Below are 15,444 nucleotides of genomic sequence, written 5' to 3' on the forward strand. Positions count from 1 at the left end.
CAGGGGCCCCCGGAGCGCGCCGCAGGCCCCCGCCGAGGGGTCGTCCCTTTGGTATGTTCGCCGCCCGGCGCCCCGGAGGAGGTGCCGCCCCTCGCCGTCCTGTTCTCGCCGCTTCTTCAAGGAGTCGTTCCCCGCTGCCATGACCCCGGATCTCTCGCATTTCTGGCCGGAGATCCAGGCGGACCTGCAGCACGCGGTGGGCGTCTCGACGTACGAGATCTGGCTCGCGCCGCTGCAGCCCGTCGCCCTCGCCGACGACGTGCTCACGCTCCGCGCCCCGGCCGAGCTCTGCGCGTGGATCACCGACCGCTTCAGCGGCGTGCTCGCCCGGGTGGCCGCCGACGTCATCGGCGCGGGGATCACCGTCAGCGTCCAGGCCGACGTCGAGCCGGTCGCCGCGGCCCGGGACGCCCGCCGGCCACCGCGCAGCAGCCGGGGCGCCGCCGTCACCGACGACGAGCGCGAGGAGCCGGCCGATCGCGACGTCGCCCTGAACCCGAAGTTCAGCTTCGACCAGTTCGTCATCGGCGACACGAACCGCTTCGCCCACGCCTCCGCCCTCGCCGTCGCCGAGCTCCCAGGGCACGCCTACAACCCGCTCTTCATCTACGGCCCGCCCGGCGTCGGCAAGACCCACCTCCTCCACGCCATCGGCGGCTACGTCCAGCGCTACGGCGGCGGGCTGACCGTCCGCTACACGACGGTCGAGCGCTTCACGAACGAGTTCGTCTCCTCGGTCAAGCGCGGCGGCCGCGCCATGGACCGCTTCAAGGCGCGCCACCGCCACACCGACGTCCTGCTCATCGACGACATCCAGTTCCTCCAGTCCAAGGCGAAGACGGAGGAGGAGTTCTTCCACACCTTCAACGCGCTCCTGGAGGCCGGCAGCCAGCTCGTCATGACGTCCGACCGCCTCCCCGGCGACCTCGACGCGCTCGAGGACCGGCTCCGCGCCCGCTTCGCCTCGGGCCTCGTCGCCGACATCGGCGCCCCCGACGTCGCCACCCGCCTCACCGTCCTGCGCAAGCGCGTCCAGCACGACTCGATCGAGCTCGACGACCCCGGGGTCCTGCCCCTCATCGCCGACCGCGTCACCGAGTCGATCCGTGCGCTCGAGGGGGCGCTCATCCGCGTCGTCGCCTTCGCGTCGCTCACCGGCCGGACGCTCGACACCGACCTGGCCGACGAGGTCCTGCGCGGGCTCTACCGCCGCGGCCCCGCCCCGAGCGGTCCCGGCACCCCGCTGCGCCCGGCGCCTCCGGCCGTGACCATTGGGCGCGTCCAGGCCCTCGTGTGCGACGCCTTCTCCCTCACGCGCGACGAGCTCCTCTCCAAGGACCGCAGCGCCCGTGTCTCGTGGCCGCGACAGGTCGCGATGTACCTCGCCCGCGAGCACACGAGCGAGACGCTGCCGGCCATCGGCCGCGAGTTCGGCGGCCGCAACCACACGACCGTCATGCACGCGGTGAAGGCGACGACGAAGCGCATCGCCGACGACGCCGAGGCCTACGACCTTGTGCACAACCTCACCGCTCAGCTCCACGCCCCCGATCCCGACCGGCGTGACTGACAGACTCACGCACGTCCCCCACGCTGGACTTGTGCGCCCTTTTCCCGCACCACGCGGCCTTTCGGCGAGCTGTACACATCTCCACACCACCTATGACGTCAATTCCTGATCAGAGGTTCTCTTCGTGAAGCTCTCCACCACGAGCCAGCAGCTGCTCGCCCAGCTTCAGACCGTCTCACGCGTCGCCTCGACCCGCAGCGCGGTGCAGGCGCTCTCGGGCGTCCAGGTGGACGCGTCCGGCACGACCGTCGAACTCCGCGCTACCGACATGGAGCTCGCGCTCCGCGTCCCGCTCGAGGCGACCGTCGAGCGCGAGGGCATCGTCGTCCTTCCCGCCCGGCTGCTCCTCGACGTCGCCCGGCAGCTCCCCTCCGGTCCGGTGACGCTCGAGCTCCGCACCGCCGAGCAGGACGTCGAGATCGTCGCCGGCCCCGCGAAGTTCCAGCTGCGGACGCTCCGCGCCGAGGACTTCCCGCCGCTGCCGACACCCGGCGGCGACGCCGTCGTCCAGGTCCCGGCGCTGCCGCTCGACGCGACGATCGACCGGGTCGAGCGCTCGGCGTCCAAGGACGAGACGCGCCCGATCCTCACCGGCGTGCTGGTGTCGGCCTCAGGCACGCAGTTGCGGATGGTCGCGACCGACTCCTACCGGCTCAGCGTCAAGGAGACCGCGCTCGAGGTGCCGCTCAGCGGCGAGCTCGAGGCGAACGTCCCCGTCCGGGCGCTGCAGGAGCTCCGCCGGCTCATCTCCGGCTCCGACGATCCCGACGTCCGCATCACGGTCCGGGAGAACCAGATCATCTTCGAGCACGGCGCCGCGACCCTCTCCTCGCGGCTCATCGACGGCCAGTTCCCGAACTACCGCCAGCTCCTGCCGGACACGTACGAGCACGAGCTGCACGTGCCGGGCGACGAGCTCGCCGGCGTCGTCAAGCGCATCAGCCTCATGGCGCAGAAGAACGCGCCGCTGCGCCTGTCCTTCGCCGAGGGCCAGGTGACGGTCTCGGCGCGGACGCCGGACGTCGGCGAGGCGAGCGAGCCGCTGCCGATCCCCTTCGTCGGCGAGCCCTTCGAGATCGGGTTCAACCCCGAGTACCTCAAGGACGGTCTCGACAGCGTCGGCTCCGACGACGTCGTCCTGAAGCTCATCAGCCCGCTGCGCCCCGGCCTCATCGAGTCCGGCGACGGCAGCGGCTTCCTGTACCTCATCATGCCGATCCGCCTGAACGTCTGAGCGATCCCGGCCCTCACCCCCGGCCGGGCCTAGGCTCCGTGTCGTGATCGTCAGCCGCCTGAGCCTGCGGGACTTCCGCACCTACGATCGGGTGCAGGTCCCGCTCGGCCCCGGCCTGACCGTCGTCCACGGCCGCAACGGCGCCGGCAAGACGAACCTCCTCGAGGGGCTCTACTTCGGGTGCACCGCCAGGTCCTGCCGGACGTCGAACGAGCGTGAGGTCCTGCGGTTCGACCAGGCCGCCGCGCGGATCGAGGTCGAGGGCCACGACCGCGACGGCGACCACACGATCGCCGTCGGCTTCCAGCCCGGCGAGGACAAGCGCATCAAGGTCGACGGCGTGCCGGTGGCGCGCCTGCTCGACGCCGCGGTGCGACCGCTCGTGAGCGTCTTCCTCCCGGAGCGCCTGGAGCTCGTCAAGGGCCCGCCGGCGCTGCGGCGCTCGCACCTGGATGCCGTCATCACCGCGCTGTGGCCGGGGCGCACCGCGAACCGCACCGCGTACCGGCAGGCGCTCGCCCAGCGCAACGCCCTGCTCGCCCGGTACAAGCACGGTCGCGGCGGCCGCGAGGCGCTCGCGGCGTGGGATCTCGAGCTGGCCCGGCACGGCATCGCGCTGCGGGACGACCGCGCGCAGGCCGTCGCCCTGCTCCAGGACCCGTTCGCCGAGATCGCCGCCGAGCTCGGCCTCACCGGCGCGGGCGAGCTGCGCTACCGGCCGCGGACGAAGGCGACCACGGCGGCCGAGCTCGCCGCGGAGCTCGCCGAGCGCGTCGACTCCGACCTCGAGCGGGGCTTCACCGGTCACGGTCCCCATCGCGACGACCTCGCGCTGCTGCGGGACGGGCGGGAGCTCCGGGTCTACGGCTCCCAGGGCGAGCAGCGCCTGGCCCTGCTGGCGCTGCTGCTCGCCGAGCGCGACGTCCTCGCCGCCGAGCGCGGGGCGCCGCCGCTCCTGCTCCTCGACGACGTCATGAGCGAGCTCGACGCCGACCGGCGCGCGCTCCTCGTCGCGCGGATCACGGCGGCCGGCCAGTCGCTCGTCACGACGACCGACCTCGCGCACGTCCCCGGCGCGGAGGACGCCTCGGTCGTCCGGCTGCACGTGACGCCGGGCGCCGTCCACGTCGACGCCCCCGGCCTGCGGGCGGTGGACGCCGCGTGAGGCACCGCCCGGGTCCCCGCGGGATGTCCTCGGCGCTCGACGCCGCGCTGGCGCGCGTCGAGCCGCGGACGCCGCTCGCGCAGCTGCAGCGGGTCTGGCCGGGCGTCGTCGGCGAGGCCTTCGCCCCGCACGCGACGCCGACGGCGATGAGCTCCGGGGGGGTCGTGACGGTGGCCTGCGACGCCGCCGTGTGGGCCCAGGAGATCGCGCTCCTGGCCGGCGAGCTCGTCCCCCGGCTGAACGCCGCGCTGGGGGCCGAGACCGTGCGCGAGCTGCGCTGCCGGGCCACCGAGACCGCCGGCTGGGCCCGGCAAGGGCGACGCGGCCGGCGGACGTGACACAAATAACGCTGTTTTGCAGGACTTTCTACAGAGTTATGCACACCGGAGACCGGTATCGCTGTGCTATACTCACCGGCACGTGCTTCACCCGCCCCGGCCCAGCGTCATCGGACGCGCCGCCGGGGCTTTTCACGTCTAACGGAGGACTGCGTGGCTCGCGACGCTGACAATGACAAGCCCTCGGGCAACCGGGGCTACGACGCCGAGGACATCACCGTCCTCGAGGGTCTCGAGGCGGTGCGCAAGCGCCCCGGGATGTACATCGGCTCGACCGGTGTGCGCGGACTGCACCATCTCGTCTACGAGATCGTCGACAACTCGGTCGACGAGGCGCTCGCCGGCAACTGCTCGCAGGTGGACGTCACGATCCACCCCGACAACTCGATCACCGTGGCCGACGACGGCCGCGGCATCCCCGTGTCGAACATGGCGAAGGAGGGCCGGCCCGCGGTCGAGGTCATCCTCACCGTGCTGCACGCCGGCGGCAAGTTCGGCGACGGCGGCGGCTACAAGGTGTCGGGCGGCCTGCACGGCGTCGGCGCCTCCGTCGTGAACGCGCTCTCCGAGACACTCGACATCGAGGTCCGCCGCGACGGCTTCCGCTTCTCGCAGAGCTATGCGCGCGGCACCCCGCAGCACGACCTGCAGAAGAACGAGGCCACGAAGGAGCACGGGACGTCGATCACGTTCCTGCCCGACTCCACGATCTTCGACGAGACGACGTACGATTTCCAGACGCTCGAGACGCGCTTGCGCGAGACGGCGTTCCTCACCCGTGGCCTGCGCATCACGCTCACCGACGAGCGGGGCGAGGGCAAGCGGGTCGAGTTCCACGCCGAGGGCGGCATCCGCGACTTCGTCGCCTACCTCAACGAGGGCAAGGAGCAGCTCGCCGGCGGCAAGAAGGTCATCTACTTCGACGGGGACTCCGACAAGGAGGGCTACGTCGAGGTCGCCATGCAGTGGAACGGGACCTACCAGGAGTCCGTCCACTCCTTCGCGAACAACATCAACACGCACGAGGGCGGCTCGCACATGTCGGGCTTCCGCACGGCGCTGACGCGGCAGATCAACTCGTGGGCGCGTGAGAAGGGCGAGCTGAAGGAGAAGGACCCCGAGCTCTCCGGCGAGGACATCCGCGAGGGGCTCACCGCCGTCATCTCGGTGAAGCTCGCCGACCCGCAGTTCGAGGGCCAGACGAAGACCAAGCTCGGCAACCCCGGCATGGCCGGCAACGTGCAGCGCGTCGTGAACGCCGGCCTCTCCGAGTTCCTCGAGGAGAACCCGGCCGAGGCGCGGGCGATCGTCCGCAAGGCCGTCCAGGCCGCGCAGGCCCGCTCCGCCGCCCGCAAGGCGCGCGACCTCACGCGGCGCAAGAGCGCCCTGGAGAACTCGCGCCTCCCCGGCAAGCTCGCCGACTGCTCGGTGAAGGACCCGTCCCTCGCCGAGATCTTCATCGTCGAGGGTGACTCGGCCGGCGGCTCGGCGAAGCAGGGCCGCGACCGGCACACGCAGGCCGTCCTGCCGCTCCGCGGCAAGATCCTCAACGTCGAGCGCGCCCGCATCGACAAGGTCCTCGGCAACAACGAGGTCCAGGCGCTCATCACGGCGATCGGCACCGGCGTACGCGACGAGTTCGACATCGCGAACGCCCGGTACCACAAGATTATCCTCATGACGGACGCCGACGTCGACGGCGCCCACATCCGAACGCTCATCCTCACGCTGCTCTTCCGCGAGATGCCCGAGCTCTTCGAGGCGGGCTTCATCTACATCGCCAAGCCGCCGCTGTACAAGCTCAAGCAGGGCCGCAACGAGCGCTACATCGAGAAGGAGTCCGAGCTCGAGGAGGTCCTCCTCTCCGACAAGTTCGAGCGCTACGAGGTCATCGACGGCGCGGGCCAGCAGTTCAAGCTCACCGACGCGCGCTGGCAGCGGTACAACCGGCTGCTCAAGCAGTTCGAGGGCTGGGGCTCGACGCTCCGCGCCGCCCACGGCCAGGACGTCGTCCGCTTCCTCACCGAGTCGGGGCTGCTCTCCGAGCAGGCCGCCGACCTCGCGAAGGCGAAGGAGATCTTCGAGCGCGACACCGTCGAGGGCGCCGTGCTCGACACGACGCTCCTCGAGGAGTCCGAGGACCTGCTGCTCGTCCGCGGCGTCGAGACGAAGACGGGCCTCGCCTCGACCCACCGGATCCGCCGCTCGCTCTTCGACTCGGCCGAGTACCGGCAGTACGTGAAGATCCACGCGCAGCTCGTCGAACTCGCCGGCACGCCGTCGTTCTCGGTGACGCTCGCCGACCGGACCGAGGACGCGACGACCTTCGAGGAGCTCCGCCGCTCCGTCATGTCGGTCGCGCAGCGCGGCGTCTCGCTCAACCGCTTCAAGGGCCTCGGCGAGATGAACTCCGAGCAGCTCCGCGAGACGACGATGGACCCGACGAGCCGCACGCTCGCGCAGGTGTCGATCGAGGACGCCGCCGAGGCGGACCAGATCTTCTCCAAGCTCATGGGGGACGTCGTCGAGTTCCGCAAGCAGTTCATCGAGGACAACGCGCTCGCCGCGACCATCGACGTCTGATGGATCGGCCGCTGTTCCCCCGAGGCGGCCGGCCGACCGCCGGCGCTGACCAAGCAACGAAGAAGCAGGTGACGAACCATGGCCATTGACACCCTGGACGGCGGCAACATCGAGCCGCGGGCCCTCGAGGACGAGATGCGCAGCGCGTACCTCGACTACGCGATGTCCGTCATCGTCGGGCGCGCCCTCCCGGACGTGCGCGACGGCCTGAAGCCCGTCCACCGCCGCGTCCTCTACGGCATGAACGACCTCGGCCTGCAGCCGAACCGGTCGTACTCGAAGTGCGCGAAGATCGTCGGGGAGGTCATGGGCAACTACCACCCCCATGGCGACTCGGCGATCTACGACGCCCTGGTCCGCATGGCCCAGGACTTCTCGATGCGCTACCCGCTCGTCGACGGCCAGGGCAACTTCGGCTCCGTCGACGACGACCCCGCCGCCGCCATGCGGTACACCGAGGCGCGCCTGACCCGGATGGCGACGGAGATGCTCCGTGACCTCGACATGGACACGGTCGACTTCGGGCCGAACTACGACGGCTCCCGCCGCGAGCCGCTCGTCCTCCCCGCGCGCTTCCCGAACCTCCTCGTCAACGGCTCCTCCGGGATCGCCGTCGGCATGGCGACGAACATCCCGCCGCACAACCTCCGCGAGGTCATCGACGCGACGGTCGCCTACATCGACGACCCGGAGATCTCCCTCGACGGGCTCATGGAGCACATCAAGGGCCCGGACTTCCCGACCGGCGGCGTCATCCTCGGCTACGGCGGCATCCGCGACGCCTACGAGACCGGTCGCGGCCGCGTGCGGGTGCGCGCGAAGGTCGGCGTCGAGGACATCGGGAAGGGCAAGGAGGCGCTCATCGTCACCGAGCTCCCCTACCAGGTGAAGAAGGGCGGCGAGGGCGGCCTCATCACGAAGATCGCCGACCTCGTCCACGACAAGAAGCTGTCGGAGATCTCCGACATCCAGGACGAGTCCGATCGTCACGGCATGCGCCTGGTGATCACGCTCAAGCGCGACGTCATCCCGAAGGTCGCGCTGAACAAGCTCTTCAAGCACACCGCGATGCAGTCGACGTTCGGCGTGAACACCGTCGCGCTCGTCGACGGCGTGCCGAAGACGCTGCCGCTGAAGGACCTCCTCCACGCCTACATCGGGCACCAGCGCGAGGTCGTCGTGCGCCGGGCGAAGTACGAGCTCGCGCAGAAGGAGGCCCGGGCGCACGTCCTCGAGGGCCTGCTCATCGCGCTCGACAACCTCGACGCGATCATCAACCTCATCCGCTCGTCGAAGGACCGCGACACCGCGCGGACCGGCCTCATCGAGGGCTTCGCGCTCTCGACGATCCAGGCCGAGGCGATCCTCGCCCTCCGCCTGTCGCAGCTCACCGCGCTGGAGAGCGACGCGATCAAGCAGGAGCACGCCGACGTCACCGAGCGCATCGCCGAGCTGCGCGCGCTGCTCGGGGACGAGGCCGCGGTGCTCGCGCTCATCAAGGAGGAGCTCGGGGAGATCCGCGAGGCCTACGGCGACGAGCGCCGCACGCTCATCTCCCCCAGCGAGGACGACCTCGACATCGAGGACCTCATCGCCGACCAGCAGATGGTCATCACGATCACGAAGACCGGCTACATCAAGTCGCTCCCGCTCGCGACGTACCGCCAGCAGCAGCGCGGCGGCCGCGGCGTGACCGGGATGGACATGAAGGACGGCGACTTCATCGAGCACCTCTTCGTCTGCTCGTCGCACGACTTCCTGCTCTTCTTCTCCAACCGGGGCAAGGTCTACCGCTCGAAGGTCTACGAGCTGCCGGAGGCGCAGCGCACGGCGAAGGGCCGCGCGCTCGTGAACATCCTCCCCCTGCGCGAGAGCGAGCGGATCCAGTCCGTGCTCTCGACGCGGAAGTTCGAGGAGACCGCGTCGCTCATCTTCGCGACGAAGTCCGGCACGGTGAAGAAGACCGAGCTGCAGGCGTACAACACGCCGATCAAGGCCGACGGCATCATCGCCATCAAGATCCGCGACGACGACGAGCTCGTCGCCGTCCGCGGGGTCGACGAGGGCGACGAGGTCATCATGGTCTCCCGTGCCGGCCTCACCGTCCGCTTCGCCGAGGACGACGCCCGGTCGATGGGCCGCGACACCTCCGGCGTCCGCGGCATGGACGTCGGGCCTGCGGGCGAGGTCATCGCGATGGACGTCGCCCGCGACGACCAGGACCTCCTCGTCATCACCGAGAACGGCTACGGCAAGCGGACGAAGATCGAGCAGTACCGCAAGACCTCGCGGGGCGCCAAGGGCGTAAAGACGATCGGCCTCACCGAGGCGAAGGGCCGGCTCGCCGGCGCGCTCGTCGTCAAGGCCCACCACGAGCTCGTCTTCATCTCCGAGGGCGGGATGGTGCAGCGCACCGCGGTCCGCGGCATCTCGCAGCAGGGTCGCTCGGCGACCGGCGTGCGGGTCATGAACCTCAAGGACGACGACCGGGTCTCGGCCGTCGCGCTCGTCGCGGACTCCGACAGCTCGGGCGCCGCGGAGGCGGAGGTCGTCGGCCTCGTCGACCCGGGCGCGCCGGTGAGCGAGGTCATCGTCCAGGCCGGCGAGGGCACCGAGCCCACCGACCTGCTCCCGGAGGCGGACGACATCGGGGGCAGCGGCGACGTGCCCGGCAGCGAATAGGCCGTCGAGTTCCGTCCGGACCGTTGGTATCTTCTTTCGCACCAGAGAAAGGAGGTGGTCCAAATCTGTAGTCACAGTTTTTGCGGGACCCTGGAGGTGACCGGCCGCTAAGCCGGAATGGCTGGAACCGCTTTGCGGAATCCAACCGGGCCACCCTTCGATCGACGGCCGGACTTGGTCCCACCGGCGAGTACGAGTCGGTCGATGCTTTCCAGTCAGTGCTGTAGGCGAGGGGCCCCGTGTCGACGGGGCCCCTCGTCGTTTGGTGGCGGTGCTTCGTGTTCGGGACGCGTCGACGCGGGGTCGTGGTGGGCGGGGGGACGGTGACGCCACCCCCTCCGCTCCGCACGCCTCGTCCCTCGCCTTGTGCGGGAGCCGCTCCGGGGGTGCATCACCGTCCCCCCGCTGAGCGCGGTGCGCCGGGGCTTGACGCCGGGGCGCCGGCAGTGGGTGATGGGCTCGTCGCCCGGGGTGGATGGGAGCTTGGTGGCGGCGCCCGCTCCGTCGCCTCCGCTGAACGGCTCGCCTACGCCGCGTCGGGGACGGGCGCGGCGGTGAGGTCCGGCAGCCATTGCTGCCATGCGGTCGGGATGCGGGGACTCGCGACCTGGATGAAGACGTTCGGGCTCGGCGGGCCGGGGATGCGGGCGGGGTGCATGTTCGCCTGGGCCGGCAGCCGGTCCCCCTTGCGGCGGTTGCACGGGGCGCAGCAGGCGACGATGTTCGTCCAGTCCGACGAGCCGCCCTTGGACCGCGGGATGACGTGGTCGACGGTCAGGCCCGAGCCGGTGCCGCAGTACTGGCAGGTCCAGTCGTCCCGCGCGAAGACGGCGCGACGGGTGATCTTGCGGCGGTGGCGGTCGCGCGGGAGCTTCACGAACGACAGCAGGCGGATGACGAGCGGGCGGATGATCGAGGTGTGCTCGGCGTGGAGCTCGCCCTTGCCGCCCTCGATGACCTCGGCCTTCTCCTTCAGCAGGAGGACGGCGGCGCGGCGGACCGTGCAGACGTTGATCGGTTCGTACGTCGCGTTGAGCACCAGGACACGGCCACCGTCACGTCCGCGTCGCCGGTGCTCATCGGGCGACGCGAACCTCACTGGGTCAGGTGGTGTGTGCGCCCCCATGGCCAGCGCGAATGGTAGCGGCCGCGACGGCATAACTGCCGAGGATGCGGAGGGTTTCACAGTGCGTCGACAACCCGGCGAGCGCGGCGACGACGTCCGGGTCGTCCGCGCGCCCGTCCAGATCGAGGTGGAAGAGGTAGTGGCCGAGCGCGGAGCGGAGCGGCCGCGACTGGATCTTCGTGAGGTTCACGCCGCGGAACGCGAACTCCGAGAGGCAGCGCACGAGCCAGCCCGCGCGGCCGTCACCGTCGCCGTGGAAGACGAGCGAGGTGCGGGCCGGGGCACCGACCGGGGCGGGCGGACCCGCCTCGCCGTCCCCCGCGCGCGCGAGCCAGACGAAGCGGGTGACGTTGCTCGGGTCGTCCTCGAGGCCCTCGGCGAGCACGTGCGCGCCGTAGACGCGGGCGGCGGCCGCGGTCCCGATCGCTGCACGGGCGCCCCCCTCGGCCATGACGTCGCGGACGGCCTGCGCCGTCGAGGTGGCGACGACCGGCGTCGCCTGCGGGGCGAGCGTGCGGAGCGTCCGCGCGCACTGCGCGAGCGGCTGCGGATGGGAGACGATCACCTCGAGGCCGTCGAGCGGCTGCGCGTCGCGCGCGAGGAGCAGGTGGTGGACCGCGAGGACGAGCTCGCCGGTGAGCACGACGTCCGGAGCGTCGAAGGTCAGGGCGTCGAGCGTCGCGGTGACCGCACCCTCGAGGGCGTTCTCGATCGGGACGATGCCGCGCCGGACCTCGCCGGACTGCACGGCGACGACGACGTCGTGGATCGAGGCAAGCGGGACCGCGTCGACCTCGCCCTCCGGCAGGCCGGCGGCGAGCAGCGCCTCGTGGGAGAAGGTGCCCTCCGGGCCGAGGTACCCGGTCCTCACGCGGCGCCCGGCCCGTCGACGAGCGGTGTCGGACTGTCGTTGCCGGAGGCGAGCGCGAGCCGGATGGCCTCGTTCTCCTCGGGCGAGAGCTCGAGTTCCCCCGTCCCGTCGATGACCCGCTTGACGTACATGCGGGCGGTGTCGCGGTGGTGGATCGTCGAGATGACGATGCCGTTGCGCCCCTCGTCGAGCATCGCGAGCGTCGTCGACTGCCGGCCCGACATCTCGTTGTAGGCGTCGTAGCGGACGAGGCTCGTGTGCGAGATGGCGCCGTCGAGGCGGACCTCCACGCGGTCGAGCCGTCCGGTGAGGTGCGCGGCCATGTCCTCCACGTAGCCGTGGAGCGCCCGGAAGTCGCGCGAGAGCGCCGCGGCGTGGGCGACGACGTCGGCCTCCCCCTGCTCCCCGAGGACGAGCGTCTGGTCCGTGCGCAGCCGGCGCACCCGCAGGAGCGTCACCACCCCCACGACGAGGGCGGCGAAGGCCAGTGCCGCGGCGGCGAGCGCCACCACGCCGGTGGTCGAGGTCAGGTCATCCACGCCCGCGAAAGGATAGGCGTGGTCAGCTCCCGAAGAGCGCGGTGAACTTCATGATGTTGTTGTCGAGGTTCTTCTCCCCGGGCACACCGAGCACCTGGACCGTGATGATCGCCGAGTCGCCGACGGGCGCGGCGCCCGGCAGCGTCACCGCGGCGGTGACCTCGCTCTTCGCCTTCGTCTGCTGGATCGTCTTCGTGCCGACGATCGGCTTCTTCGCCCCCGCCTTCACGGTGACCTTCACGACCACGTCGGACTCGTCGTTGTCGCCCTGGTTCGCGACCTTGACGTTGAAGGTGACGGTGCCGGTCGCCGCGATGCGGTTGACGGCCGGCGACGGGTTGAGCACCTGGGTGCCGACCGCGACCGAGAGGATGCCGTGGCCGTGGAGGCCGGGCGCGGGCGCGGCGTTCGCGCCGGTGCCGCCCGCCGCGCGCTGCGCGTTCAGCACCCCGGCGATCGTGTTCACCGAGAGCCAGCTGATCGTCGGGAGGAACTGGCCGGCCGGCAGGGCCTGCCCGCTCACGCCCTTGGCCTTCAGCGCGTCGGTGATGTACGGGCGCACGCGCTGGCTGTAGACGACGTCGGACGCGTCGAACGCCCGCATCTGGCCGGCGATGCGCTTGAGCGCCTGCTCGACCGCGGTCGCCTGGCTGCGCGCCTTGGCCTGCGCGTTCGGGATCTCGTCGGCGATCTTCGTCAGCGCGGTCGCGCGGAGGTTGAGCACGAGCATGAGCGCGCCCTGGGCGCGCTGCATCTGGTCGGGCACCGAGAGGCCGCCGGCCTGCTTCGCGCCCTGCTGGGCCGCGAGGGCGAGCTGGCGGACCTGGGCCTGCAGGTCGGTCGGGTTGTCGGCCCCGGTGTTCAGGAGCGAGAAGAACGGCTCCGCGACGTCCGTCTGGCTCGTGTTCATCACGCTCGCGACGTTGCGCGTGTAGTCCTTCAGCGCGCGCTCGGTGCGGCCGTTCAGGCAGCCGTTGACGCCGACGACGAGCAGGATGAGGATGAGCAGGCCGCCGCCGCCGGCGACGAGGCGCCGGACGAGGAGGGTCTGATCGTCCACGCTGCGGGTGGGCGGGCGCCGGGCGCCACCCCCACCGCCGCGCGAGCCGCCCGGCCGCGGACCACCCGCCGCGGCTCGTGGGCGCGGTGCGGGACGGCCTGCCCGAGGGGTGGCGCGAGTGGGTTCGTCGTCGAAGAACGACATCAGTTCAGGGAGGTGGGTGCGGTCGACGGAGCTGACCGAGGGCCGCGCGGCGCCAGTATGACCGGAATCGGAAGACTGGCCCCACAGTGCAAGTTTGCCGTCAGCAGGCGTTTTCCTTCCCACCTGCGGCAGGCGCGAACCCCGGCCCCCCGAAAAGGGAAGTCGCGTGCAGCAGGCGTCCCCCACCGGTCAGACGCATCCGCCCTCCGCCGGCGGCGGTGAGCTCGTGCTCGGCCGCTACCGTCGGGTCCGCCGGATCGGGGCCGGAGGGATGGGCGTCGTGTGGCTCGCGCACGACGAGAAGCTCGACCGGCCCGTGGCCGTCAAGCGGATCGCCACCGGGGACGAGGCGGTCGCCCGGCGCGCGGCGCGCGAGGCGAAGGCGGCGGCGCGGCTCGCCCACCCGGCGATCGTGTCCCTGTACGAGACCGGCCGCGACGAGGAGGCCGTCTACCTCGTCTCCGAGCTCGTCGTCGGGAGCACGCTCGCGGCGCTGCTCGAGGAGGGCGCGCTCTCCGATCGCGACGTGCTGCAGATCGGGGCCGCGCTCTGCGACGCGCTCGCCCACGCCCACGGGCGAGGGGTCATCCACCGGGACGTCAAGCCGCAGAACATCATCGTCCCCGACACCCAGCAGTCCGGCGGCGGGGTCGCGAAGCTCACCGACTTCGGCATCGCGATGCTCCTCGACGAGGACGTCCTCACCCGCACCGGCGACGTCGTCGGGACGATCGCCTACATGGCGCCCGAGCAGGCCGAGGGCCACGAGGTGACGGCGCAGTCCGACCTCTACGCGCTCGCCCTCGTCGTCTACGAGGCGCTGAGCGGGGTCAATCCGGTGCGGGGGCGTACCCCGGCGGCGACGGCGCGCAACGTCGGCGAGCGGCTGCCCCGGCTCGAGCGGCTGCGGCGTGACCTCCCGCGCGAGCTCTGCGCGGCGATCGACCAGGCCGTCGACCCGGACCCCGGCCGCCGCGGGAAGCTCACCGACCTGCGCGCCGGGCTCCGAGGCCACGCCGGCGACGTCGGCGACGAGCCCGGGACGGTCGAGGGCTCGACGCTCGAGCCCGTCACCCGCATCACCCGGCGGGCGACGCGGCGTGCCACGCGCCTGGTCGCGGCGCCCGACGCGCAGGCGGCGCGCGGCTGGGCGGCGGAGGACACGCACGCCGGTCGCGTTCAGGACGGGTGGGGGGACGCCGCGCCCGACGGCCCGTGGGCGTGGCGCCCGGTCCCGCCGTCCGGGCGCGCCGTCGCCGCGGTCGGCGCCGGCGGCCTCACCGCCGTCGCCCTCGCGACGCTCGGCCCGCCGCCGCCGTTCGCCACGCCCGCCGCCGCGGTGGCGGTCGCCGCCGTCGTCGCGGTCGTGCCGCGGCTCGGCGCGCTGCTCACCGTCCTCGGGCTCGCGCTGTGGCTCCTCCTCGCCCCCGAGGGCGTGGCGCCCGGCGTCGGCCTCGGGCACGGCGTGGTCGTCAACCGCGCCGGCGCCCGCGCGGGCGACAGCGGGCTCGCCCTGCTCGTCCTCGCCGCGGGCCTCCCGGCGGTCATCGCCCTGTGGCGCGCCCGCCCGGGGTGGATGAGCGCCCCGGCGCTCGCGCCGCTGCTCGGCGTCCTCTCGCTCGCCCTCGCCTGGCCCGCGATCGCCGGGCAGGCGCGGCGCGTCACCCACCGCCTCGTGCTCGGGGCGCTCGGCTGCTGGTGGCTCCTGCTCGTCCAGGCCCTGACGGGGACGACGCTGCTCCTCGGCCCGGTGCCCGGCGTCCGGGATCCGCTCCGCTGGACCGGGTCGGCCCAGGAGGCGTTCCTGCACGTCCTCGCCCCGCTGCTGACGAGTGGTGCCGTGGGGATCGCCGCGGTGTGGGCGCTCGCCGCCGCCGTGCTCCCGTTCCTCATCCGGGGCCGGCACGGGGCGCTCGACATCGCCCTCGCGACCGCGTGGGCGGCCGGCCTCGCCGCGGCGACGCAGGCCGTCGCCCGCGCCCTCCCGGGGGACGGCGGGCCGCCCGACGTGCGGGGTGCGGTCCTCGGGGCGGTGCTCGCCGGGGGCCTCGCGGTGGGCGCGCGCGCAGCCCGCGGCCCGGCCCGCGAACGCCCCGGCACCGCCTGGCGGCCGCCCGGCCGCGGGTAGGGCG

General features: G+C 72.2%; 11 protein-coding genes. 7 read left to right on the top strand and 4 right to left on the bottom strand.

The window, feature by feature from the left end; genetic code table 11:
* Positions 1-139: 139 nt before the first annotated feature.
* The 6 genes from dnaA (at position 140) to gyrA (ending at position 9,572) form a co-directional block, all read left to right on the top strand.
* Positions 140-1,570 carry a chromosomal replication initiator protein DnaA gene (dnaA, locus tag NBH00_RS00005; protein WP_254571310.1) on the top strand — a complete coding sequence of 477 codons (1,431 nt, stop codon included), beginning with the start codon at positions 140-142 and terminating at the stop codon, positions 1,568-1,570.
* A gap of 124 nt (positions 1,571-1,694) precedes the next feature.
* On the top strand, positions 1,695-2,804 hold the full coding sequence (dnaN, locus tag NBH00_RS00010; RefSeq protein WP_254571311.1) for a DNA polymerase III subunit beta: 1,110 nt from the start codon (positions 1,695-1,697) through the stop codon (positions 2,802-2,804).
* A 43-nt stretch (positions 2,805-2,847) separates the two neighbouring features.
* Entirely contained in the window at positions 2,848-3,969 is a 1,122-nt protein-coding gene (gene recF, locus NBH00_RS00015) for a DNA replication/repair protein RecF (RefSeq protein WP_254571312.1), read from the top strand.
* 23 nt (positions 3,970-3,992) lie between these two features.
* A complete protein-coding gene (locus NBH00_RS00020; RefSeq protein ID WP_254571313.1) occupies positions 3,993-4,307 on the top strand; it encodes a DciA family protein in 315 nt (104 codons plus the stop codon).
* A gap of 153 nt (positions 4,308-4,460) precedes the next feature.
* Positions 4,461-6,890, top strand: coding sequence for a DNA topoisomerase (ATP-hydrolyzing) subunit B (gene gyrB, locus NBH00_RS00025; protein ID WP_302182673.1), 2,430 nt, complete (start codon positions 4,461-4,463; stop codon positions 6,888-6,890).
* A gap of 78 nt (positions 6,891-6,968) precedes the next feature.
* On the top strand, positions 6,969-9,572 hold the full coding sequence (gyrA, locus tag NBH00_RS00030) for a DNA gyrase subunit A (protein WP_254571314.1): 2,604 nt from the start codon (positions 6,969-6,971) through the stop codon (positions 9,570-9,572).
* A 526-nt stretch (positions 9,573-10,098) separates the two neighbouring features.
* Here the strand turns inward: gyrA and NBH00_RS00035 are convergent.
* The 4 genes from NBH00_RS00035 to NBH00_RS00050 all read right to left on the bottom strand — a co-directional run bounded on the left by NBH00_RS00035 (position 10,099) and on the right by NBH00_RS00050 (position 13,168).
* Complete coding sequence (locus NBH00_RS00035) at positions 10,099-10,611, bottom strand: HNH endonuclease (protein WP_254571315.1); 513 nt, start codon at positions 10,609-10,611, stop codon at positions 10,099-10,101.
* Between the two features lie 64 nt (positions 10,612-10,675).
* Positions 10,676-11,569 (bottom strand): prephenate dehydratase, encoded by an 894-nt coding sequence (gene pheA / locus NBH00_RS00040; protein WP_254571316.1) that lies wholly within the window; start codon positions 11,567-11,569, stop codon positions 10,676-10,678.
* Positions 11,566-12,108: a DUF4446 family protein gene (locus NBH00_RS00045; RefSeq protein WP_254571317.1), complete on the bottom strand. Its 543-nt coding sequence runs from the start codon at positions 12,106-12,108 to the stop codon at positions 11,566-11,568. The genes pheA and NBH00_RS00045 overlap by 4 nt, the downstream gene beginning before the upstream one ends.
* A 22-nt stretch (positions 12,109-12,130) precedes the next feature.
* Positions 12,131-13,168 carry a hypothetical protein gene (locus NBH00_RS00050; RefSeq protein WP_254571318.1) on the bottom strand — a complete coding sequence of 346 codons (1,038 nt, stop codon included), beginning with the start codon at positions 13,166-13,168 and terminating at the stop codon, positions 12,131-12,133.
* Positions 13,169-13,478: 310 nt separating this feature from the next.
* On the opposite strand from NBH00_RS00050, the gene NBH00_RS00055 reads away from it, so the two are divergent.
* Positions 13,479-15,440 carry a serine/threonine-protein kinase gene (locus tag NBH00_RS00055; protein WP_254571319.1) on the top strand — a complete coding sequence of 654 codons (1,962 nt, stop codon included), beginning with the start codon at positions 13,479-13,481 and terminating at the stop codon, positions 15,438-15,440.
* Positions 15,441-15,444: the final 4 nt, after the last annotated feature.

It is taken from the genome of Paraconexibacter antarcticus, from assembly GCF_024220175.1.
Classification (GTDB): Bacteria; Actinomycetota; Thermoleophilia; order Solirubrobacterales; family Solirubrobacteraceae; genus Paraconexibacter; species Paraconexibacter antarcticus.